This is a genomic window from Deltaproteobacteria bacterium (genome assembly GCA_016875395.1).
In the GTDB taxonomy this organism is placed as follows: Bacteria; Myxococcota_A; UBA9160; order UBA9160; family UBA6930; genus VGRF01.
On record VGRF01000012.1, the window covers coordinates 73,272 to 94,238 of the forward strand.

General features: G+C 69.1%; 18 protein-coding genes and 1 tRNA gene. 17 read left to right on the plus strand and 2 right to left on the minus strand.

What is annotated here, in order from left to right; genetic code table 11:
- The first annotated feature begins 21 nt into the window (after positions 1–21).
- From FJ091_11325 to FJ091_11385, 13 genes are all read left to right on the plus strand, one after another.
- Entirely contained in the window at positions 22–516 is a 495-nt protein-coding gene (locus FJ091_11325; protein MBM4383948.1) for a ribosome maturation factor RimP, read from the plus strand.
- Between the two features lie 25 nt (positions 517–541).
- Entirely contained in the window at positions 542–1,849 is a 1,308-nt protein-coding gene (nusA, locus tag FJ091_11330; GenBank protein MBM4383949.1) for a transcription termination/antitermination protein NusA, read from the plus strand.
- 39 nt (positions 1,850–1,888) lie between these two features.
- The gene (infB, locus tag FJ091_11335; GenBank protein MBM4383950.1) at positions 1,889–4,333 is read left to right on the plus strand and encodes a translation initiation factor IF-2; all 2,445 of its coding nucleotides are present in this window, start codon (positions 1,889–1,891) and stop codon (positions 4,331–4,333) included.
- A 169-nt stretch (positions 4,334–4,502) separates the two neighbouring features.
- Positions 4,503–4,784: a DUF503 domain-containing protein gene (locus tag FJ091_11340; protein ID MBM4383951.1), complete on the plus strand. Its 282-nt coding sequence runs from the start codon at positions 4,503–4,505 to the stop codon at positions 4,782–4,784.
- Positions 4,781–5,152, plus strand: coding sequence for a 30S ribosome-binding factor RbfA (gene rbfA, locus FJ091_11345; GenBank protein ID MBM4383952.1), 372 nt, complete (start codon positions 4,781–4,783; stop codon positions 5,150–5,152). Before FJ091_11340 ends, rbfA begins: the two co-directional genes overlap by 4 nt.
- A complete protein-coding gene (gene truB, locus FJ091_11350; GenBank protein MBM4383953.1) occupies positions 5,139–6,083 on the plus strand; it encodes a tRNA pseudouridine(55) synthase TruB in 945 nt (314 codons plus the stop codon). Before rbfA ends, truB begins: the two co-directional genes overlap by 14 nt.
- Before the next feature lie 90 nt (positions 6,084–6,173).
- Positions 6,174–6,434 (plus strand): 30S ribosomal protein S15, encoded by a 261-nt coding sequence (rpsO, locus tag FJ091_11355; GenBank protein MBM4383954.1) that lies wholly within the window; start codon positions 6,174–6,176, stop codon positions 6,432–6,434.
- Positions 6,435–6,765: 331 nt separating this feature from the next.
- Entirely contained in the window at positions 6,766–8,961 is a 2,196-nt protein-coding gene (pnp, locus tag FJ091_11360; protein ID MBM4383955.1) for a polyribonucleotide nucleotidyltransferase, read from the plus strand.
- Positions 8,962–8,964: 3 nt separating this feature from the next.
- Positions 8,965–9,426 carry a dUTP diphosphatase gene (gene dut / locus FJ091_11365; protein ID MBM4383956.1) on the plus strand — a complete coding sequence of 154 codons (462 nt, stop codon included), beginning with the start codon at positions 8,965–8,967 and terminating at the stop codon, positions 9,424–9,426.
- Positions 9,423–10,385: a phosphatidate cytidylyltransferase gene (locus tag FJ091_11370; protein ID MBM4383957.1), complete on the plus strand. Its 963-nt coding sequence runs from the start codon at positions 9,423–9,425 to the stop codon at positions 10,383–10,385. The genes dut and FJ091_11370 overlap by 4 nt, the downstream gene beginning before the upstream one ends.
- A 32-nt stretch (positions 10,386–10,417) precedes the next feature.
- The gene (locus tag FJ091_11375) at positions 10,418–11,896 is read left to right on the plus strand and encodes an amidophosphoribosyltransferase (protein ID MBM4383958.1); all 1,479 of its coding nucleotides are present in this window, start codon (positions 10,418–10,420) and stop codon (positions 11,894–11,896) included.
- A gap of 54 nt (positions 11,897–11,950) precedes the next feature.
- A complete protein-coding gene (locus FJ091_11380) occupies positions 11,951–12,694 on the plus strand; it encodes a gamma-glutamyl-gamma-aminobutyrate hydrolase family protein (GenBank protein ID MBM4383959.1) in 744 nt (247 codons plus the stop codon).
- Positions 12,695–12,805: 111 nt separating this feature from the next.
- The gene (locus FJ091_11385; GenBank protein MBM4383960.1) at positions 12,806–14,095 is read left to right on the plus strand and encodes a DUF4388 domain-containing protein; all 1,290 of its coding nucleotides are present in this window, start codon (positions 12,806–12,808) and stop codon (positions 14,093–14,095) included.
- Between the two features lie 508 nt (positions 14,096–14,603).
- On the opposite strand, the gene nadB is transcribed toward FJ091_11385, so the two are convergent.
- On the minus strand, positions 14,604–16,280 hold the full coding sequence (gene nadB, locus FJ091_11390) for an L-aspartate oxidase (protein MBM4383961.1): 1,677 nt from the start codon (positions 16,278–16,280) through the stop codon (positions 14,604–14,606).
- On the opposite strand from nadB, the gene FJ091_11395 reads away from it, so the two are divergent.
- The 4 genes from FJ091_11395 (at position 16,268) to FJ091_11410 (ending at position 18,996) form a co-directional block, all read left to right on the plus strand.
- Positions 16,268–16,906 (plus strand): lytic transglycosylase domain-containing protein, encoded by a 639-nt coding sequence (locus FJ091_11395; protein ID MBM4383962.1) that lies wholly within the window; start codon positions 16,268–16,270, stop codon positions 16,904–16,906. The genes nadB and FJ091_11395 overlap by 13 nt on opposite strands.
- A gap of 32 nt (positions 16,907–16,938) precedes the next feature.
- Positions 16,939–17,550, plus strand: coding sequence for a CDP-diacylglycerol--glycerol-3-phosphate 3-phosphatidyltransferase (pgsA, locus tag FJ091_11400; protein ID MBM4383963.1), 612 nt, complete (start codon positions 16,939–16,941; stop codon positions 17,548–17,550).
- Positions 17,550–18,863 carry a nucleotide sugar dehydrogenase gene (locus FJ091_11405; protein ID MBM4383964.1) on the plus strand — a complete coding sequence of 438 codons (1,314 nt, stop codon included), beginning with the start codon at positions 17,550–17,552 and terminating at the stop codon, positions 18,861–18,863. Before pgsA ends, FJ091_11405 begins: the two co-directional genes overlap by 1 nt.
- Before the next feature lie 57 nt (positions 18,864–18,920).
- A tRNA-Gly gene (locus FJ091_11410) sits at positions 18,921–18,996 on the plus strand.
- Positions 18,997–20,062: 1,066 nt separating this feature from the next.
- On the opposite strand, the gene FJ091_11415 is transcribed toward FJ091_11410, so the two are convergent.
- The gene (locus tag FJ091_11415) at positions 20,063–20,950 is read right to left on the minus strand and encodes a HEAT repeat domain-containing protein (GenBank protein ID MBM4383965.1); all 888 of its coding nucleotides are present in this window, start codon (positions 20,948–20,950) and stop codon (positions 20,063–20,065) included.
- Positions 20,951–20,967: the final 17 nt, after the last annotated feature.

Consider the following 20,967-nt stretch of genomic DNA (forward strand, 5'->3'; position numbering starts at 1 on the left):
CCCGGGCAAGGTGAACGCAACATGTATGGGGACATCCCGCCGGCGATGCGCGACCTGATCGAACCCATCGTGACCGCCCACGGCCTCGAGCTGGTGGACATCGAACGCCACCAGGGCCGTGCGCCTTGGCGTGTGCGCGTGATCGTGGATACGCCCGAAGGCGACGGTCGCGTCGCGATCGAACGCTGCGCCGAGCTGTCGCGCGAGGTCGCCGTGAACCTCGACGTCGCGGACCTGATCCCGGTCGCATACCACCTCGAAGTCACGTCGCCCGGGTTCGACCGCGTGCTCGCGCGCGAGAAGGACTTCGAACGCGCGCAGGGCAGCGAGGTGAAGATCGAGACGCGCGCCCCGATCGACGGCCGCCGCCGCTTCAAGGGCACGCTGACTTCCTTCGCGGAGGGCGCCGCCAACGTCGTGGTCGACGGCCGCCCGTATCGCGTGCCGTTCGCCGATGTCGCGCGCGCCAACAAAGTCCACCACTTCACGCCCGCCGACTTCTCAGGCGCGGCCTAATTGCTCAGTCGGAACAGGTGAAGCCATGAACATCGCACCGCTGAAGCGCGAGATCGACCAGATCGCCAAAGACAAGGGCATCGACAAGAAGACGATCATCGGAGCCCTCGAAGAGGCGATGAAGCAGGCCGCGCGCCGCAAATTCGGTCTCGAGAAGGAGATCGAGGCCCGCTTCAACCCCGAGACCAGCGAGATCGAGCTGTTCGAGTTCCGCGAGGTGGTGGAGACCGTCACCGATCGCGAGGCGCACATCACGGTCGAGGACGCGCATCGCCTCGATCCCGAGGCCGAGGTCGGCGACGAGATCGGCGTGAAGCTCGATACCGCGGACTTCGGCCGCATCCTCGCGCAGACCGCGAAGCAGGTGATCATCCAGCGCGTTCGCGATGCCGAGCGCGACATCGTGTATGAAGAGTACAAGGACCGGAAGGGCGAAGTCGTCAACGGCACGGTGCGCCGCTTCGAGAAGGGCGCGCTGCTCGTCGACCTCGGCCGCACGGAGGCCGTGCTGCCCGCGAAGGAGCAGGTGCCGCGCGAGACGTACCGCCCCGGCGACCGCATCCGCGCCTACGTGATCGACGTGACGACGATGGGCAAGGGCGCGCAGGTGATCCTCTCGCGCGCCTCGATCCACTTCCTCAGCAAGCTGTTCGCGCAGGAAGTGCCGGAGATCTACGAGGGCATCGTGAAGATCGAGTCCGCGGCGCGCGAGCCCGGCGGACGCTCGAAGATCGCCGTCTCCTCGCGCGACAAGGACGTCGATCCGGTCGGCGCGTGCGTGGGCATGAAGGGCAGCCGCGTGCAGGCGGTGGTGCAGGAGCTGCGCGGCGAGCGCATCGACATCGTGCCGTACTCGGGCGACCCCGCTCGCTACGTGTGCAGCGCGCTTTCGCCGGCGCAGGTCTCCAAGGTGATCATCGACGAGAACACGAAGTCGATGGACGTGATCGTGCCCGACGACCAGCTCTCGCTCGCGATCGGCCGCAAGGGACAGAACGTGCGGCTCGCCGTGCAGCTCACGGGCTGGAAGATCGACATCAAGAGCGAGTCGAAGATCCGCGAGCTCGCGGATTGGTTCACGCGCGCGGTGAGCGTGGTGCCGGGCCTCGGCGCCGGCGAGGCCGACGTGCTGCTGCAGAGCGGCATCACGAGCCTCGAGGACCTCGCGCGCTGCCAGGACTCGCTGCTCGCGGGCTTCCGCGGCGTCGACGGCGCGGGCGTGAAGGCGATCAAGGCGCACGCGGCGCAGCTCGCGCAGGAGAAGGCCGCCGAGGACGCGCGCCTCGCGGCGGAAGCCGAGGCGGCGCAAAGCGGCGGCGTGCCGCGCGAGTAGCAATCCGAAGGCGCGGCGAGCGTCACAGAGCGGAGCGGAATGGCAGCCACGGTACGCGCATACAAGCTCGCCGAAGAGCTCGGGATCGATCGCAACGACTTCGTCGCCAAGGCGAAGGAAGCCGGCGTCGAGCTGCGCAATGCGATGGCGATGCTCGACGACGCGCAGGTCGCGCTACTGCGCGAGAAGCTCTCCGCGAAGAAGGTTGATCGCGTCACCGAGGCGCGCGTCGAAGTGAGCGGCGCGGCGGTGATCCGCCGCCGCAAGCGCACGGAGCCCGAGCCGCCGCCGCCTGCGCCCGAGCCGGTAGCAGTGCCCGCCGTGGCCGAGCCGGTCGCCGTCGAGCTGACGCCCGAGGTGCAGCCCGATGCCGCAGAGCCGTCCGCGGAGCCGGCGAAGGACGCGGAGGCCGAGCCGATCGCGGCGGCGCCCGCCCCGGCGGGAGAAGAAGACGAAGAGGAAGCGCGCCAGAAGGCGGCCGCTGGCCGCGCGCGCACGGGCGCTCGCGACGAGGCGGCGCCTGCGGCGGAGGTGCAGACCCGCAAGCAGTTCCGCGAGGTCGTGAACCTGCGCGAGCAGGAGATGCTCGCGAAGCAAGTGGTTGGCCGTGCGGCCGCGCCGCGCACGCCGGTCGTCGATCCGCGCACGCTCGCATCGCCACGCAAGAAGAGGCGGGACGCACCAGTGAAGAAGTCGGCCATCGCCGCGGCGGCAGCGAAGCCCGGCAAGCGCGTCGTGCGCGTCGAGGGCGAGATCTCGGTCGCCGATCTCGCGCATCAGCTCGGCGTCAAGGCGCCGCAGATCCAGGGCAAGCTGATGGGCCTCGGCATGATGGTCAGCATCCAGCAGACCATCAACGCGGAGACCGCCGCGCTCGTCGCGTCCGAGTTCGGCGGCGAGGTGCAGGACACGGGCTTCTCGGAGTCGGAGTACCTCGACGCGCCCGCAGAGGCTGGCGGCGAGGAGAAGGCGGGCACGCCGCGGCCGCCGGTCGTCACCGTGATGGGCCACGTCGACCACGGCAAGACCTCGCTCCTCGACGCCCTGCGCAAGGCGAACGTCGTGGCGGGCGAAGCGGGCGGCATCACGCAGCACATCGGTGCGTATCAGGTCGAGACCGGCGGCCACACGCTCACGTTCATCGACACGCCCGGCCACGCGGCGTTCACGTCGATGCGCGCGCGCGGCGCGCAAGTGACGGACATCGTGATCCTCGTCGTCGCCGCGAGCGAAGGCATCATGCCGCAGACGATCGAGGCGATCTCGCACGCGAAGGCGGCGGACGTCCCGATCATCGTCGCGGTCAACAAGTGCGACCTGCCCGATGCGAACCCGGCGCTCACGCGCCAGCGCCTGATGGAGCACGGCATCGTCGTCGAGGACTTCGGCGGTGAGACGCTCGCGGTGAACATCTCGGCCACGAAGCGCACCGGGCTCGACAAGCTGCTCGAAGCGATCGTGCTGCAGGCCGAGCTGCTCGAGCCGCGCGCGGATGCTTCGATTCGCGCGAAGGGCGTCGTGCTCGAGGCGCAGCTCGACAAGGGCCTCGGGCCCGTCGCGACGGTGCTCCTGCAGGAAGGCACGCTGCGCCGCGGCGACATCATGGTCGTGGGCACGCACTACGGCCGCGTGCGCATCATGAACGACGACAAGGGCGAGCAGATCAAGGAGGCCGGGCCGTCGAAGCCCGTGCAGGTGATCGGCCTCTCGGGAGTGCCCGGCGCCGGCGACGTGATGCACGTAGTCGAGTCCGAGCGCGTGGCGAAGGAAATCGTCGATCACCGCCTCGACGAGGAGCGCAAGGAGAAGGCGCCGGCCGCGAAGCCGAAGATCTCGCTCGAGGATCTGTTCGCGGGCGCGGGCGACGGCCCGAAGGAGCTCGCGCTGATCGTGAAGGCGGACGTGCAGGGCTCCGCCGAGGCCATCAGCGCCGCGCTCGGCAAGCTCTCGACCGAGAAGGTGAAGGTGAACGTGATTCACGTCGCCGTCGGCGGCGTGACCGAGAGCGACGTTCAGCTCGCGCAGGCCAGCCGCGCGATCGTGGTCGGCTTCCACGTGCGCCCCGACGCGAAGGCGCGCAAGGCCGCCGAAGGCAGCGGCGTCGAGATCCGCACGTACCAGATCATCTACGAGCTGCTCGACGAGGTGAAGGCGGCGATGGCGGGCCTGCTGCCGCCCACGACGAAGGAGGTCGTGCTCGGCCAGGCCGAGGTGCGCCAGCTGTTCAGCATTGCGAAGGTGGGCACGATCGCGGGCTCCTACGTCACGGACGGCCTCATCCGCCGCGGCGCGACGGGCCGCCTCGTGCGCGATGGCGTGCAGGTGTGGCAGGGCAAGTTCTCGTCGCTCAAGCGCTTCAAAGACGATGCGCGCGAAGTTCAGACTGGTTTCGAGTGCGGCATCGGCCTGGACGGATTCAACGACCTCAAGGTCGGTGACGTCGTCGAGGCGTTCGAGATTGAATCCCGGCCGGCGGAGTTGTAGGGGGCGGCGAGGTTCACTCTTTTCCTTGTTGACTTCGCAAAGCGCTCCGAAGACTCCGCGCTTTGCTGCCCGCTTCGCTTGTGGCCTCGGCCGACCTGCTCGGAGGAGCGTTCGTCAGCGAGGTCGTTCTGGCGCGTGAGCGAACACGTCAAGGCATCGAGGGCGATCGATGTTTGTTGCCGCCGCGAGGGTTGAAGTTCACGTGCACGGCTCGCAGTCGCTGAAGCAAAAGCGGGGCGTGATCAATTCGATCAAGCAGCGGGTTCGGAACGAGTTCAACGTCTCGATCGCCGAGGTGGGCGGGCAGGACACGTGGCAGATCGCCGTGCTCGGGATGGCGGCGGTTTCGGAAGAGGCGCAGGACGCGCGCGTGCGGCTGGAGAAGGCGATCGACTTCATCGCCGGGCTGCATCTCGCGGAAGTGATCGATCAGGAAGTGGAGATTCTGTGACGCGGCGGACGGAGAGGATCGGCGAGCAGATTCGCGGCGAGCTCGCGCGCCTCTTGCACGAGGAGGTGACGGACCCGCGCGTCGGGCTCGTCACGATCACGCGCATCGACGTCGCGCCGGATCTCTCGCACGCGAAGGTCTTCTGGAGCGCACTCGACGCGGTGCCGCACGGCTCGCGCGGCGAGAAGCACTCCGACGCCGAGACCGCGAAGGGCCTCGCGAGCGCCGCGGGCTTCCTGCGCTCGCAGCTCGCCCGCGCTCTCGCGACGAGGCGCGTGCCCGAGCTGCGCTTCGTGCACGACGATTCGGTCGACGCCGGCGCCGAGACGCTGCGGCTGCTCGAGGAGATTCGCCGTGGCAAAGCGTGACGAGAAGGAGCGCCCCGGTCCCATCGGCTTCCTCGCGATCGACAAGCCCGTGGGCTGGTCCTCGCACGACGTCGTCGACGCCGCGCGGCGCTGGCTCGGCACGCGCCGCGTCGGGCACCTCGGCACGCTCGACCCGCTCGCAACGGGCGTCCTGCCCCTCGCGATCCGCGAGGCCACGAAGTTGATTCCGTTCGTGGACCAGGAGCAGAAGGTCTACGCGGGGACGATTCGCCTCGGTGTCACGACCGAGACGCTCGACGGCGAGGGCAAGGTCACGCGTACGCACGAAGGCGCGCTGCCGGGCGAAGCCGCCGTGCGCGCCGCGCTTGCGAGCTTCGAGGGCGAGATCGAGCAGATCCCGCCCATGTACAGCTCGGTCAAGAAGGATGGCGTCCCGCTCTATCGCCTCGCGCGCAAGGGCGAGGAGGTGGAGCGCGAGCCGCGAACCGTGCGCATTCACCGAATCGCGCTGACCTCGTTCACGCTGCCCGACGTCGGCATCGAGGTGGCGTGCTCGCCGGGCACGTACGTGCGCGTGCTCGCGGGCGACCTCGGCGAGAAGCTCGGCTGCGGCGCGTACCTCGCCGGCCTGCGGCGCACCCAGAACGGGCCTTTCGCGATCGCGGACTGCCTCACGCCCGAGCAGTGCGACGCGCTCGCCGCGAACGGCGAGCTCGAGGCGCGCATCCTCACCCCAGCGAAGGTGCTGCCGCTGCCGCAGATCTCGCTCAGCGGCATCCAGGCACGACGCGTGCTGAACGGCGGCGCGATCGCGGCCGCCGAGGCGCGCGGGCCCTACGAGCGCGGCCCGCAGCCAGCGCTCGGCGCGAAGTTCGCGGCCCTCGCACCCAGCGGCGATCTGCTCGCGGTGATGGAGCTGCGTCCGGATCGCAAGTTCTGGCCGCTGCGGGTGTTCCCGCCGGGTGCCTGAGCCGGCGAGCGCCCAGATTCCGATTGCCCGGCCACCCCCCCTCTGTTAGAAACCGCCGCTTCGGAGGTCCGGCCTCCGAGCCTCGAGGAGATCGTTTTGGCGTCTGCAACCGTGATCGAGCAGTTCCGGACTCATGAATCGGACACTGGCTCGCCCGAAGTTCAGGTGGCGCTCCTTTCCAAGCGCATCGACGAGCTGACGAAGCACTTCGAAACGCACGTGAAGGATCACCACTCGCGCCGTGGCCTGCTGAAGCTCGTGAGCCAGCGCCGCCGCCTTCTCGACTACCTCGAGCGCAATGACGCCAATCGCTACCAGGCCCTGGTTTCGAAGCTCGGCCTGCGCCGCTAGGCAAGCGGCGCTCTGCGCCGCCGGCAGCGAGCCGGAGGCGAGCGAAGGGTCGACAGTGGACTCCGAAGCTCGAGACAGCAGGAAGCGTCGCATCGAAGGTTCCCGCCGCTAGAGAAGAAAGGGCGGCACGCTGCTCGCGAGGGTCGAGCAGCACCAACAACAACGAGGCGGCCCGGCCGCGGAACGCGAGATGTGGGAGTCATAGATCCGCGAAGCGAGACTTCGCCGATCCCTGATCCCGCATCCCGTGCCCCTGGATCCCGTCCCCGTCGCCTCACTAGGCGCCGACGACCGCGAAACGCGCGGTGACTCGGTGGAGACGTGTATTTCAATGGCATCTGAATGGTTCAAGGCTGAAACGGTTTCCGTCACGGTTGGCGGAAAAGAGATCACGATCGAGACGGGCCGGCTCGCGAAGCAATCCGCGGGCGCCGCGGTCGTGACGATCGGCGGCTCGGTGGTGCTCACCACGGTGAACACCGCGAAGCCGCGCGAGGGCATCGACTTCTTCCCGCTCTCGGTCGACTTCGTCGAGAAGACGTCGGCCGCAGGCAAAATCCCGGGCGGCTTCTTCAAGCGGGAGGCGCGCCTCTCGGATCGCGAGATCCTGGTCTCGCGCTTCATCGATCGCTCCTGCCGCCCGCTCTTCCCGGACGGTTATCGCGACGAGGTGCAGGTCACCGCGACGGTGCTCGCGGCCGACGGCGTGAATCCGCCCGACATGTGCGGCTTCATCGGCGCCTCCGCCGCGCTGGCGATCTCGCAGATTCCGTTCCTCGGCCCGATCGGCGCCGCGCGGCTCGCGAAGGTCGACGGCAAGCTCGTGCTCTACCCGACTTTCGAGGAGCAGAAGGCGAGCACGCTCGATCTCGTCGCCGCCGGCTCACGCAAGGCGCTGGTGATGGTCGAGGGCGGCGCGAAGCAGGTCTCGGAGCGCGAGGTGCTCGAGGCGCTGCAGCACATCCACGGCGAGATCCAGGCGCTGATCGGCGCGCAGGAAGAGCTCGCGAAGCGCGTGGGCAAGGCGAAGACCGCGGTCGCGGGCCCGCCCGCGGAGAAGGTGCAGGTCGAGGCGCAGGTGAAGGCGCTCGCGGAGGAGCGGCTGCGGGTTGCCGTCGCGATCAAGGAGAAGCAGGCGCGCTACGACGCGATCGCCGCGGTCGAGAAGGACGTGCTCGCGAAGCTCACGACGCCGTATCGCCAAGAGCGCGTCGAGCTCGCCTCCCTCGATCAGGTGGAGGCGCGCCAGTCGGGCCTCAAGCGACTGACGACCCTGACCAAGGACGCGCTGCACGATCTGCGCTCGACCCTGATGCGCGACCGCATCCTCGATCAGGGCGAGCGCATCGACGGGCGCAAGACGACGGACATCCGCCCGATCGCGTGCCAGGTGCGCGCGCTTCCGCGCGCCCACGGCGTCGCGCTCTTCACGCGCGGCGAGACGCAGGCGCTGGTGTACGCGACGCTCGGCAGCGGCGACGACGCGCAGACCATCGACGCGCTGCACGAGCGCAGCTCGAAGCACTTCCTGCTGCACTACAACTTCCCGCCGTTCTCGGTCGGTGAAGTGCGCCCGCTGCGCGGCCCCTCGCGCCGCGACACCGGCCACGGTCACCTCGCCGAGCGCGCGCTCGCGTCGGTGATGCCGAGCATCGACGAGTTCCCGTACACGGTGCGCGTCGTCTCGGAGATCCTCGAGTCGAACGGCTCGTCGTCGATGGCGACGATCTGCGGCGGCACGCTCGCGCTGATGGACGCCGGCGTCCCGATGCGCGCGCCGGTCGCGGGCATCGCGATGGGCCTGATCGAGTCGGGCACGCGCCGCGCGATCCTCAGCGACATCCTCGGCGACGAGGACCACCTCGGCGACATGGACTTCAAGGTCGCCGGCACGCGCGAGGGCATCACCGCGCTGCAGATGGACATCAAGATCGAGGCGGTCGACTGGGCCGTGATGGAGCGCGCGCTCGAGCAAGCCTACGACGCTCGACTCCACATCCTCGACGCGATGGAGCGCGACTCGAAGGACGTGCTGCCCGGCTTCACCGCGCGCACCACGCCGTCCGAGTGGGCGCCGCGCATGGAAGTGATCAAGATCAAGACCGACCGCATCCGCGACGTGATCGGGCCCGGTGGCCGCGTGATCCGCGGCATCCAGGAGATGAGCGGCGCGAAGATCGAGATCGAGGACTCGGGCCGCGTCACCATCTTCGCGCCGAACGGCATCTCGCTGCAGCGCGCGCAGCAGATGGTGCAGGAGCTCACCCAGGAGGCGGAGCTCGGCAAGCTCTACACCGGCAAGGTCAAGCGCATTACCGACTTCGGCGCGTTCGTCGAGATCTTCCCCGGCACCGACGGGCTCGTGCACATCAGCCATCTCGCCGAGGCGCGCGTGAATCGCGTCGAGGACGTGGTGGCCGAGGGCGACGAGATCCTGGTGAAGTGCATCGACATCGACCCGACCGGGCGCATCCGGCTCTCGCGCCGCGAGGCGCTGGCCGAGGCGCTCGCCGCACAGCCTCAGTAACAAGTGGCGGGCGGCGGCGACGTCGTCGTGCCGGTGACGCGAGTCGCGGGCAACGACGACCTGCCGCTGCCGTCGTACGCGAGCGAGGGCGCCGCGGGCCTCGATCTGCGCGCTGCCGTGCGCGAAGCCCTGGTGCTCGCGCCCGGCGAGCGCGCGCTCGTGCCGACCGGCCTGCGCCTCGCGATTCCCGCCGGCTTCGAGGGTCAGCTGCGCGCGCGCAGCGGGCTCGCGCTCAAGCACGGCATCGTGCTTCCGAATGCTCCCGGTACGATTGACGCGGACTACCGCGGGGAGCTCTCGGTGATTCTCTGGAACACGGGCCGCGAGGTGTTTCGCATCGAGCGCGGCGATCGCATCGCGCAGCTGGTCGTGGCTCGCGTGGCGCGCGTCGCGTGGGACGAGCGCGCCGCGGTCGACGGGAGCGAGCGCGGCGCCGGCGGCTTCGGCTCGACGGGCGCGCGATGAGCGAGAGCGCCGCGCAGGATCCGCAGCCCGTGGCGGGCGCTGCGCCGCGTCAGCGCACGAATCTGCAGGAGCGCCTGATCACCGCGGGCATCCTGGTCCCGCTCGTGTGCGGTGTGGTCGCGCTCGGCGGCTGGTGGCTCTTGCTGATGATCCTCGTGATCACGGCGATCGCGATCAACGAGTTCTATCACCTGATCGAGGCGAAGGGCGCGGTGCCCGTGCGCGGCGTCGGCACCGCGGCGGCGCTCGCGCTGCCGCTCGTCGCGTACATCGGCAGCGAGTACCTCGCGACTGTGCTGCTCAGCGCGGTGTTGTTGGGGCTGATGATCGCGCAGCTGCGCAAGAAGCAGATCTCGGAGTCGCTCGCGAGCATCAGCGAGACGTTCTTCGGCGTGTTCTACGTGGGCTGGCTGCTCTCGCACGCGATCGTGCTGCGCGAGTTCAAGATGTCGGTCGCCGGGCGCTGGGGCGGCGCCGTCGCGCGCGAGATGCACGACGACGTCGGCGGCTTCTACCTGTTCTTCGTGATCGCGGTGGTCATCTTCGGCGACATCGGCGCGTACTTCACCGGCCGCAAGTACGGGCAGCGCAAGCTCGCGCCCGAGGTATCGCCGAACAAGACGATCGAGGGCGCTTACGGCGCGATCGCCGCCGGCATCGCGATGGCAGCGCTGCTGAAGGCGGGCTTCGATTGGGTCGCGCCCGAGCTCTCGGAGGAGCTCAGCTGGCTCGCGGTGCTGCTCATCGCGCCCGTGCTGGCGGTGGTGGGTATCGTCGGAGATTTGGTCGAGTCGCTGCTCAAGCGCGATGCGCAAGTGAAGGACACGGGCACGCTGCTGCCGGGAACGGGCGGGGTGCTCGATCGCATCGACTCGAACCTGCTCGGCATTCCCGTCATGTATTACTTCCTGCTCGCGTACACGTACTTCAACAGTGTCTCGCCCCGCATCGCGCCTTAGCTGAACCTCGAACTCTCGCCGCTGGAGATCGCATGTTCGCGCCGAAGGACATCTCCGAAGTCGCCGCGCTGAAAGAAGCGGAGCGCTTCAAGGACGAGTGCGGAATCGTCGGCATCCACGGCCACGCCGAGGCGTCGAACATCGCCTACCTCGCGCTCTACGCGCTGCAGCATCGCGGGCAGGAGAGCGGCGGCATCGTCTCGACGCAGGGGGGCGAGCAGTTCGTGCACCGCGGCATGGGCTACGTCGCGGACGTGTTCACGGAGAAGGTGCTCGCGCGGCTGCCCGGCCGTCACGCGATCGGGCACGTGCGCTACTCGACCACGGGTGCGAGCACGCTGCGCAACGCGCAGCCGTTCTGCGCGAACACCGACGGCGGACCGGTCGCGATCGCGCACAACGGCAACCTCGTGAACGCCACCGCCGTGCGCCGCGAGCTCGAGGGCCGCGGCGCGATCTTCAGCACCACGTCCGACAGCGAGGTGATCGTCCACCTGCTCGCGCGCTCGCGCGAGACTTCGCTCGAGGATCGCCTGATCGACGCGCTCACGCGCGTGAAGGGCGCGTTCTCGCTGGTGATGCTCACGCACGACGCGCTCATCGCGGTGCGCGACGCGAACGGCTTCCGTCCGCTCGTGCTCGGGCAGCTCGACGGCGCCTGGGTCGTCGCGAGCGAGACCTGCGCGCTCGACTTGATCGGCGCCACGGTCGTCAGGCACCTCGACGCCGGCGAGATGATCGTCGTGCGCCGCGGCCGCGTGCGCTCGCTGCGCCCGTTCCAGCGCCCGACGCGCGAGTCGTTCTGCATCTTCGAATACATGTACTTCGCGCGGCCCGATTCGAACTTCCCGGGCAGCAACGTCTACTTGTTCCGCAAGTCGCTCGGGAAGCTGCTCGCTCGCGAGCACCCGGCTGAAGCGGATCTCGTGGTGCCGCTGCTCGATTCCGGCAGTGCAGCCGCGCTCGGCTTCTCCGAGGAATCGGGCATTCCCTACGAGACGGCGATCATTCGCAACCACTTCGTGGGCCGCACGTTCATCGAGCCGGCGCAGTCGATCCGCAACTTCGGCGTGAAGGTGAAGCACAACGCGATCCGCGGCGTGCTCGACGGCAAGAGCGTCGTGCTCGTGGACGACTCGATCGTGCGCGGCACGAGCATGCTCAAGATCTCGAACATGATGCGCGCGGCGGGCGCGGCGAAGGTGCACGTGCGCATCGCGGCGCCGCCCACGATCCGCCCGTGCCACTACGGCATCGACATGCCGACGCGCGCGGAGCTGATCGCCAGTAACAAATCCGTGGACGAGATCCGCGCGGCGATCAGCGCCGACTCGCTCGGCTACCTCTCGCTCGACGGCCTGCGCGGCCTCGGCAAGAAGCTCGAGCAGGGCCACTGCGACGCCTGTTTTTCCGACGAGTACCCGGTCCCGATCGCGGGCGCCGAGGACGTGCCGCAGCTCTCGCTCTTCCGCTCGGTGGAGGAAGAGCCCGCAGACCCCGAGGTCGAGTAGGCGCGGATGGAGCGCAAGCGCAGCGCGCAGCGAGGCGGAGCCGAGCGGAGTCCAATGCGCAAGCAAAGCGCGCAGCGAGGCGAAGCCGAGCGAAGTCAACCCGGCAGGCGCTGGATCGGCGTGACGACCTACCGCCGCGAGAGCGAGGGGCGCGAGCGCTTCACGCTGCCGGCGGCGTACGTGAATGCCGTGCGCGAAGTCGGCGGCGTCGCGGTGCTGCTCGCGCCCGGCGAGGCCACGCCCGAGGAGCTGCTCGCGCGCCTCGACGGCCTCGTGCTCTCGGGTGGCGGCGACCTCGACCCGCAGTTTTCGCGCGCCGAGGAGCACGCCAGCGTGTACGGCACCTGCCCCGAGCGCGACGCCTTCGAGATCGCCCTCGCTCGCGCCGCGGTGGCGCGCGACCTCCCGACGCTCGCGATCTGCCGCGGCCTGCAAGTGCTGAACGTGGCGCGCGGCGGGACGCTCCACGCACATCTCCCGGACGTGGTGGGCGACGAAGTTGCGCATCGCTCGAGCCAGGTCGAGGCGACCTCGCACCCGGTGAGCATCGAGGCCTGCTCTGACCTCGCCGACGCCCTCGGAGGCGAGGCGCTCGCGAGCGTGCCGTCCTGGCACCACCAAGCCATCGCGCAGCTCGGGGATGGGCTCACGCCGATCGCCTGGGCGGCGGACGGCGTGATCGAGGCGGTCGAGCTCGTGGGAGCGCGCCGGCTGACCGCGGTTCAGTGGCACCCGGAGCTCGACATGGCGCCGGGCGCCGCGGGCCGCAGGCTCTTCGAGCAGCTCGTTCGCCGCTGACCCTGCGCGCAGGATGCACTTCGGGCTGCGTAGCCCGATACAGGCCGACCGCAGTCAGGCCGATGTGATCTGCGGATGGTGCCCCTGGGCGGGGCACGTCCTGGGGGCGAGATGCAGCGGCTGAGACATGCGTTCGACACGCCCGCAGCGCTCGCTGCGGAGTTCGAGCGCAACATCTCGAAGGGCGGTGCCCAGCTCGTGGCGAGCGAGGACCTCGAGCCGCGCTCGTTCGTCGACGTCGAGTTCGCCTTCAAGTGGCGCCCCGACACGCTCGTGCTCGCCGCGGAAGTGATCTTCTCGGGCGGCGGGCAGGTGGCCGTGCAATTCCAGAAGTCCGCCCCGGACTTGCGCACGGAGTTCGCGCCGTTCCTGGGCGAGCGAGCTTCGCCTAACAAGCTCGATTCCGGGTCGCGCGAGCCCGACGACGCGGCGCTTCCGCCATCGCCGGATCCGCGGGCGAAGACGGTGCTGCGCGTTCAGAGCACGGAGCAGGCGGGGTCGCAAGCGCTGCATCGCGATCCGCTCGCGAGCGTCGCCGATCGCCGCCGCTCGGGCCGCGCGGTCGCGCGCGTTCCCGCGCGCATGCAGACCGGTGGCGTCAGCCTCGACGGGCGCACGCGCGATCTCTCCGAGACGGGCGTGCTCATCTCGGGCGACGCCAGCGATCTCCCGCTCGGCGAGAGCGTCGACATCGAGCTGCAGCATCCGAAGAGCGGCGAGCGCATCGCGGTTCGTGGCCGCGTGTCGCGCCACGTCGAGACCGATGGCACCGTCGCCGCGGTCGGCGTGGAGTTCGAGATGCCCGAGGAGCGCGCGGGAGAGCTGCGCGACGTCGTGAGCGACGTGACGCGTGCGGAGGCGGAGCGCACGAAGTCGGGCATCAGCGGCCGCATCGAAGAGCTCGGCGCCGCGAGCCTGCTGCAGATGCTCGGGCAGTCGTCGCCGCAGGGCACGCTCACCGCGACGCACGGCGCCGAGGAGGCCACCGTGGCGTTCGAGAACGGCGCGATCCGCTACGCGCTGCTCGGACGGCTGCGCGGAACGAAAGCGCTCGCGCGCATGCTGAAGTGGGAGACGGGCACGTTCTCGTTCTACAAGCACGTGGACGCGATCAGCGACGAGCCCGCGCCGATTCAGCTGCAGCACGCGCTGCTCGAGGCCGCGCGCCAGGTCGACGAAGCCGCGCGCAGCAAGCCGCTCGACATGAAGGCGCGCTACCGCGTCGACGCGAGCGAGCTCGCGAGCGCGGGCGCCCTCACGAAGCTCGAAGAAGCGATCGTTGACCTCGCCGGCGCCGCGCTCACCGTGCGGCGCATGATCGACATCATCCCGGATGCCGACGCGCGCGTGGTGGAGTCGATTCGGGGGCTCGTGGATCGCGGGGTGTTGGTGCCGAAGTAGAGGCGGCGAGGCGTGCACGCGCGCGTCGGCATCCGTTCGCGACGCACGTTCTGGCTGGGTGTGGCGGGGCAGTGGGGTTCGCGGTTGTTGGGGGTGGTCAGGCGACTTCGAGGGCGTCGCGACTCTCCTTGTTTACTTCGCAAACCGCGTCGAAGACTCCACGGTTTGCTGCGCGCTTCGCTTGCGGCCTCGGCCGACACGCTCGGGAGTAGCGTTCGACTTCGAGGTTCTTCTGGCGTTCGCTGCGGCGCGGAAATGCAACGAGGTGTTGCAGTGCGCGTCGCCGCCTCGGTGCATTGCCGTGTTGAGGAAGTGTGCGTGCGACCTCGAAGTCGAACGCTCCTGCCCAGCGAGTCGGCCGAGGCCGCAAGCGAAGCGCGCAGCTTTCGGCGGAGTCTCCGGGGCCGAAAGCGAAGTAAACAAGGAAAGAAGCGGGCATCTCGAAGCACCGATGCGGCTCGGTCGTCGCTCGCCTCGCGGTTCCTTGACGAGCACGGCGCACGGCCCGCTACTCCGCGCGGCGGATCAGCGTGTCGCGCGCAGAAGACGCGCGCGCGGGGTGATCGAGGTTGAAGTTGAGGCCGCGGCTTTCTTTGCGGCGCACGGCGCACTCGATCACGAGCTCGGCGACGATGGCGAGGTTGCGCAGCTCGACGAGGGGCGGGGTGAGCTTGAAGTTCCAGTAGTACTCGTTGATCTCTTCGCGCAGCAGCGCGATGCGGCGCTGAGCGCGCTCGAGGCGCTTGTCGCTGCGCACGATGCCGACGTAGTTCCACATGAAGCGGCGGATCTCGTCCCAGTTCTGGGTGATGACGACCGCTTCGCTGCTCTCGGTGGCGTCGCCCTCGCTCCACGGCTCGACGTGCGGCGCGCGCGTCGGCAGGTCGGGCAGGCGGCGCAGCGCTTCGGTCGCGGCAGCTTGCGCGAAGACCACGCCTTCGAGCAGCGAGTTCGAGGCGAGGCGGTTCGCGCCATGCAAGCCGGTGCAGGTGACCTCGCCCGCAGCGAACAGATTCTCGATGTCGCTCTCGCCGTGCAGGTTCGTGACGACGCCGCCGCAGCAGTAGTGCGCGGCGGGCACGACGGGGATCGGCTGCTTCGTGATGTCGATGCCGAACGCGAGGCAGCGCTCGTAGATGTTCGGGAAGCGCTGGCGCACGAAGTCGTCCGGCTTGTGCGTCACGTCGAGCAGCACGTAGTCGTCGCCGCTGCGCTTCAGCTCGGAGTCGATCGCGCGCGCCACGATGTCGCGCGGCGCGAGGTCCTTCATCGCGTGGTAGCGAGGCATGAACGCCTCGCCGCCCATCGTGCGCAGGATGCCGCCTTCGCCGCGCACGGCTTCCGTGATCAGGAACGACTTCGCCTGCGGGTGGAACAGGCACGTCGGGTGGAACTGGAAGAACTCCATGTTCGCGAGCGTGGCGCCTGCGCGATACGCCATCGCCATGCCGTCGCCCGACGCGATGTCGGGGTTGCTCGTGTAGAGGTAGACCTTGCCGGCGCCGCCCGTCGCGAGAAACGTGATGCGCGAGAGGAAGCGCTGCACGACGCCGCGTTCGGCATCCAGCACGTAAGCGCCGAGCGCGCGATTCGGGCCTGCGACTCCGGCGCGCTGCGTGGTGAGCAAGTCGACTGCGCAGTGGTTCTCGTAGAGCGCGATGTTCGGGTGTGCGCGCGCGCGGGCGAGCAGGGCGCGCTCGATCTCGCGGCCGGTCGCGTCCCGGTGGTGCAGCACGCGGCGCTTCGTATGGCCGCCCTCTTGCCCCACCGCGAAGGCGCCGCCGCTCGCGCGGTCGAACTCGACGCCGAGCTTCAGCAGCGCGTCGATCGTGGCCTGTCCGCGCTCGACCACGAAGCGCACGACGTCCTCACGGCAGAGCCCGGCCCCGGCCTCCAGCGTGTCGCGCACGTGCGCCTCGACGCTGTCGTCGGGCGCGACCACGGCGGCGATGCCGCCCTGGGCCCAGTTCGTGGCCGAGTCCGCGGCGGCCTTTTTCGTGACGATCGCCACACGGCCGTGCTCGGCCACCTGCAGCGCATAGAACAGGCCCGCGATGCCGCTGCCGAGCACGAGGAAATCGCTTTGGAGCAGTTCGTCGTTGCCCGCCAAGTTGCCGCCCGCTGAGTCCCCGCTCAGGCGAGCGCGGCCTCGCGCCGATACGCCCAGACGAGATGGACGCAGCATATCCCGCGAGACGAAGCCGAGTCAGCGCCGCGCTCTGCGCTCTGACGCTCGCCCTGCTGTCGCTCGCGCCGAGTGCGTCGAGCGCGCGCGGCTCGCTCTACAAGTACGTCGACAAACGCGGCGTCGCGCACTTCACGAACGCGCAGTGGGACCAGCGCTACTCGCGCGTGAAGTTGACGCAGAAGATTCAGCTGCCCGATGCGATCGAGTTCAAGCCCCACGAGCGCGCGCGCGCCTTCGACCCGATGGTCGAGCGCGTCGGCCTCGAGCACGGCGTTCCGCCGGCGCTCGTGAAGGCCGTGATCCACGCCGAGAGCGCCTTCAACGCTCGCGCCGTGTCGCACAAGGGCGCGATGGGCTTGATGCAGCTGATGCCCGCGACCGCGAAGTCGCTCGGCGTGAGCCAGCCGTTCAACAGCGAGCAGAACGTCGACGGCGGAACCCGCTACCTGCGCGAGATGCGCGAGCGCTTCGGCAACTGGACGATGGCGCTCGCCGCCTACAACGCCGGGCCCGAGGCCGTGGCGAAGCACCGCGGAATTCCGCCGTATCGCGAAACGCAGAAGTACGTGCGGCGTGTTCTGACTTACTATCGCCAGTACCACCCGCAATTCGCCGCTCGCTGATGCTGCGCGCGGCGCCCCCCGGAGCCGCGCCTTTGGCCGACGCACACGAGCGCGAAGAGCTCTGGAACCTGCCCAACACGATCACGATCGGCCGCCTGGCCGTGCTCCCCGTGCTCGCCGCGTTCCCGTGGTTTCCAAGCGACGACGCAGCGCGGATCGTGGGCTGGCTCTTCATCCTCTCGGCGGTCGGCGACCTCGTGGACGGTTACATCGCCCGCTCGCAGGGCTCGATCACGAGCATCGGGAAGCACCTCGATCCCCTCGCGGACAAGCTCACCACCGCCACCGCGCTGATCGCGTTGCTGGCGATGGACCGCATCCCCGGCCCGTGGGGAGCGGCGGCGGTCAGCGTGATCATCGGCCGCGAGATCGCCGTGACGGGCCTTCGCAGCTTCGGGGCGGAGTACGGCGCGGTCATGGCGGCGGAGTGGCCGGGCAAGCTCAAGACCGTCTTCCAAAACGTCGCGGCGGGCTTTTTGCTGTTCCCGAACGGGACGTTGCACCTGCCGAATCACGCAATTGGCCTGTCACTTCTCGGCCTTGCCGTGGTACTCACTCTCTGGTCGGGCTGGGGCTACTTCGCGGCGTTCTTTGGTCGTGCGCGGGGGCTGCCGATGAAGCCCGGCGACCACCCGGGGGAGTGATGACGCGGCTAGAGGAGCTGAAGGGGAAGATCGACGCGCGCGAGGCGCGCATCGGCGTGATCGGGCTCGGGTACGTGGGCCTGCCGCTCGCGCTCGAGTTCGCGAAGGCGGGCTTCCGCGTCACCGGGTTCGACTTGGACGGCGAGAAGATTCGTGTGCTCAGCGGCGGCGGCTCGTACATCGAGGACGTCGCCGCGGGTGATCTCGCCGAGGTGGTGAAGGCGGGCCGCTTTGCGGCCACCACCCAGTTCACCGCGCTGGCTCAGATGGACGTGATCAACGTGTGCGTGCCCACGCCGCTCACGAAGACCAAGGACCCCGACGTCTCGTTCATGCTGCGCGCGGTCGAGGAGATCGGGAAGCGCCTGCGCAGCGGCCACCTCGTGATCCTCGGCAGCACGACCTATCCGGGCACCACGAAGGAGCTCTACGTCCCGCACCTCGAGGGCTCCGGGCTGAAGTGCGGTGTCGACTTCGGCGTCGCGTTCGCGCCGGAACGCATCGATCCTGCGAACAAGAAGTTCAAGGTGCGCGAAGTGCCGAAGGTGGTGGGCGGCGAGACGCCGCTCGCCGGTGAGCTCGCCTGTCAGGTGTTCGCGACGGTGTTCGACAAGGTCGTGCCCGTCACGTCGACGCAGGCCGCCGAGATGGTGAAGCTGCTCGAGAACACGTTCCGCGCGATCAACATCGGCCTCGCGAACGAAGTCGCGCTGATGTGCGACCGCCTCGGCCTCGACGTGTGGGAAGTGATCGATGCCGCGGCGACCAAGCCGTACGGCTTCATGAAGTTCACGCCCGGCCCCGGCCTCGGCGGCCACTGCATCCCCGTCGATCCGACCTATCTCAGCTGGAAGATGAAGGCGCTGAACTTCACCGCGCGCTTCATCGAGCTCGCCACCGACGTGAACGGGCACATGCCCGAGTACGTGGTCGAGAAGATCACGTCGCTGCTCAACGAGGAGCGGCAGTCGGTCAACGGGGCGAAGCTGCTGCTGCTCGGCGTCGCGTACAAGGCGGACGTGTCCGACGTGCGCGAGTCGCCGGTGCTCGACATCTCGAAGCTGCTGCTCGAGCGCGGCGGCGACGTGCGATACCACGACCCGCACGTGCCCGAGATGAGGATCGAGGGCCACACGCTGAATAGCGTCGACCTCACGGACGAGCAGATCTCCGGCGCCGACCTCGTCGTGATCCTCACCGACCACACGAGCATCGATTACGGCCGCGTCGTGCGCCTCGCGCATCGCGTGTACGACACGCGCAACGCGACGAAGGCCGTGAAGGACGGCCGAGAGCGCGTCCGAAAGCTCTGAACCGGAGCCGACTCGCCTAGACGCCTCCGGGGCCGTCGCCTAGAGTGCCCTGTCTTCGCGCGAGTAGCTCAGTTGGTAGAGCACCACCTTGCCAAGGTGGACGTCGCCGGTTCGAATCCGGTCTCGCGCTCCAAGATTCCGAAGGGCTGTCGGGCAGTTACGCCGACGGCCCTTCGTCTTTGCGCGACGCTCCCGGCAGGGAGTTGCTTTGTCCTTTGATCGTGGCGAGTGCCAACCCGAGGACGAGGCCGGCGACGCGCCAAGGACCGTCGCCGCGTCGCGCGACATCCCCAACGGAGCTTCTGGCAGGCTCGCCCGATCGACCGGCTCGAGGCCTCCACCCCCATGGCTCCCAACGGCGACAGCGAGCTCCCAGTCCGCGACCTTGGACAAGAGCGAGCGATACCTCTCTTCGAGCTGCTCCAATTGCAACGCGAACACCCGTTTTATCCCAGCCTCGCTCGTTTCGCTTTCGAGCGCCGTGGAGCGTACGAGGAGTTCGCGTTCGGCGCTCTCCAGCTCAGCTCTGAGAAAATCGTTGGTGTACATCCGCCGCGAACCGTCATCTGCCGAAACCCTCGCGATGATGATTGACGCCAGCCTGTTCGCAGTCTCCCGCGCCTTTTCCGGATCCGTGGAGATGGCGGCGACGCGGACTGTGGTGGCCCCGACGACTTGAACTTCGACGTCTTCCCGCATCCGTTCGACTACATGCTCCATCGGCATCCGCTGCACGTCCGAGGGATACAGCTGGAGCTCGTCGATGATTAGGGCGAGCTCACTCCGGGTGAAATCAAATGGCGCGCCTTGCAGGAGATCGTCCGCCGAGCTCGCGATTCGAACGGGTGACAGGGCCTCCTCCGACAGGAGTGGATCCGCGACCGCGAGTATCGCCTCCGAGCGGTACCGCTTCGGCAGATGGGGCCACGCGAAGAACGATGCGGCTGCCAACACCGCGGCCGGACCGAGGACTCGCCAGCTCTTACCTAACATCGTGGGTCCCCCTCATCTAGGACGTGCTGCCAACGACCAGGAACGAGCCTAGGCGACCGCCTGAGTCATTCGCGCGCGCTTTCTCGCGCCCGCGAGGCAACAAGAGTACGAGCGAGTCGCGCGGCGAGGTTTGGATCTGAACGCACGCCCCGCCCAACCAGTGGATGCACGGCAGCGCGGCATCCGGAGACGACTCGACGCCGCCCTCACTCTCCCAGCAGCCGCAGCGCATTCCCCGCCGCCTGCCGCACGCGCGGGTCGGGGTGGGAGAGCAGGGGCTGAACGTAGATCACGGTGCTCTCGTCGCCGGCGAACTCGAGGGAGTCGAGCACTTCGATCACGACCTCGGGCTCGGGGTCGTCGAGCGCGCTGACGAGCGCCTGCACGGCGGCGAAGTCCTCGCTCTCCTCGAGGCTCACGGTCGTCGCGGCACGCACGCGCGGGTCGGGGTCGTGCTCGAGCGCATTCATCAGGGCGGTGAGGCCCGCGCCCTCGGCTTCGAGCGCGAGCGCGGCGCGCACGCGCTGCTCGGGGTCGGCGTCCTTCAGCTGCGCGAGCGCGTCCTCCTCGCTGAGCGACTCGCTCGCGTCGCCGTGCTCCTTCAGCGCGCGCTCGAGCGCGTCGCCGATTTCGCCCGGGCGCAGCGCGCCTTCGGGAAGGTTCGCGCTCGTGCGCGGTGCTCCCACGACGAGCTTCGCGAGCCGGTGTGCGCCGTCCTCGTTCGACCACTCGGCGCGATACTCGAACTCGCCGACGAGCAGCGGCAGCGCGAGCTCGAGCGGCTGCGCTTCGAGGCGCAGCGTGAGCGCGGGCCAATCGCCGGGCGCGGCCTCGAGCACGAAGCCCGCTTTCTGCGCGAGCTCTTCCAGCAGTGGGCGCCGCGGCGCATCGAACGCTTCGACGCTGAGCGCACTCGCTTCGAAACGCAGCGTGTAGGTCCCAGCCGGAATCCACACGCGCTGCGGCGGAACCTGCGACGGCGGAACCTCCGGCTGCGCGGGCGCAGCCGCGGGCTCGGCGACCGGCGAGCGCTCCTCCTCGCCGCCGCAGTGAAGCGACAACAGCAGAGCGAGGGCGAGCGCGCTGCGCTTCACGGCGCGTTCGTCGTGTC

Excerpts from the sequence above, each read along its gene's own strand:
- FJ091_11340 (MBM4383951.1), top strand. The coding sequence starts at position 4,503 with ATGTTTGTTGCCGCCGCGAGGGTTGAAGTTCACGTGCACGGCTCGCAG.
- nusA (MBM4383949.1), top strand. The coding sequence starts at position 542 with ATGAACATCGCACCGCTGAAGCGCGAGATCGACCAGATCGCCAAAGAC.
- nadB (MBM4383961.1), bottom strand. The coding sequence starts at position 16,280 with ATGCTGCGTCCATCTCGTCTGGGCGTATCGGCGCGAGGCCGCGCTCGC.
- FJ091_11395 (MBM4383962.1), top strand. The coding sequence starts at position 16,268 with ATGGACGCAGCATATCCCGCGAGACGAAGCCGAGTCAGCGCCGCGCTC.
- FJ091_11375 (MBM4383958.1), top strand. The coding sequence starts at position 10,418 with ATGTTCGCGCCGAAGGACATCTCCGAAGTCGCCGCGCTGAAAGAAGCG.
- infB (MBM4383950.1), top strand. The coding sequence starts at position 1,889 with ATGGCAGCCACGGTACGCGCATACAAGCTCGCCGAAGAGCTCGGGATC.
- FJ091_11380 (MBM4383959.1), top strand. The coding sequence starts at position 11,951 with ATGCGCAAGCAAAGCGCGCAGCGAGGCGAAGCCGAGCGAAGTCAACCC.
- pnp (MBM4383955.1), top strand. The coding sequence starts at position 6,766 with ATGGCATCTGAATGGTTCAAGGCTGAAACGGTTTCCGTCACGGTTGGC.
- FJ091_11405 (MBM4383964.1), top strand. The coding sequence starts at position 17,550 with ATGACGCGGCTAGAGGAGCTGAAGGGGAAGATCGACGCGCGCGAGGCG.
- FJ091_11325 (MBM4383948.1), top strand. The coding sequence starts at position 22 with ATGTATGGGGACATCCCGCCGGCGATGCGCGACCTGATCGAACCCATC.
- FJ091_11385 (MBM4383960.1), top strand. The coding sequence starts at position 12,806 with ATGCAGCGGCTGAGACATGCGTTCGACACGCCCGCAGCGCTCGCTGCG.
- FJ091_11370 (MBM4383957.1), top strand. The coding sequence starts at position 9,423 with ATGAGCGAGAGCGCCGCGCAGGATCCGCAGCCCGTGGCGGGCGCTGCG.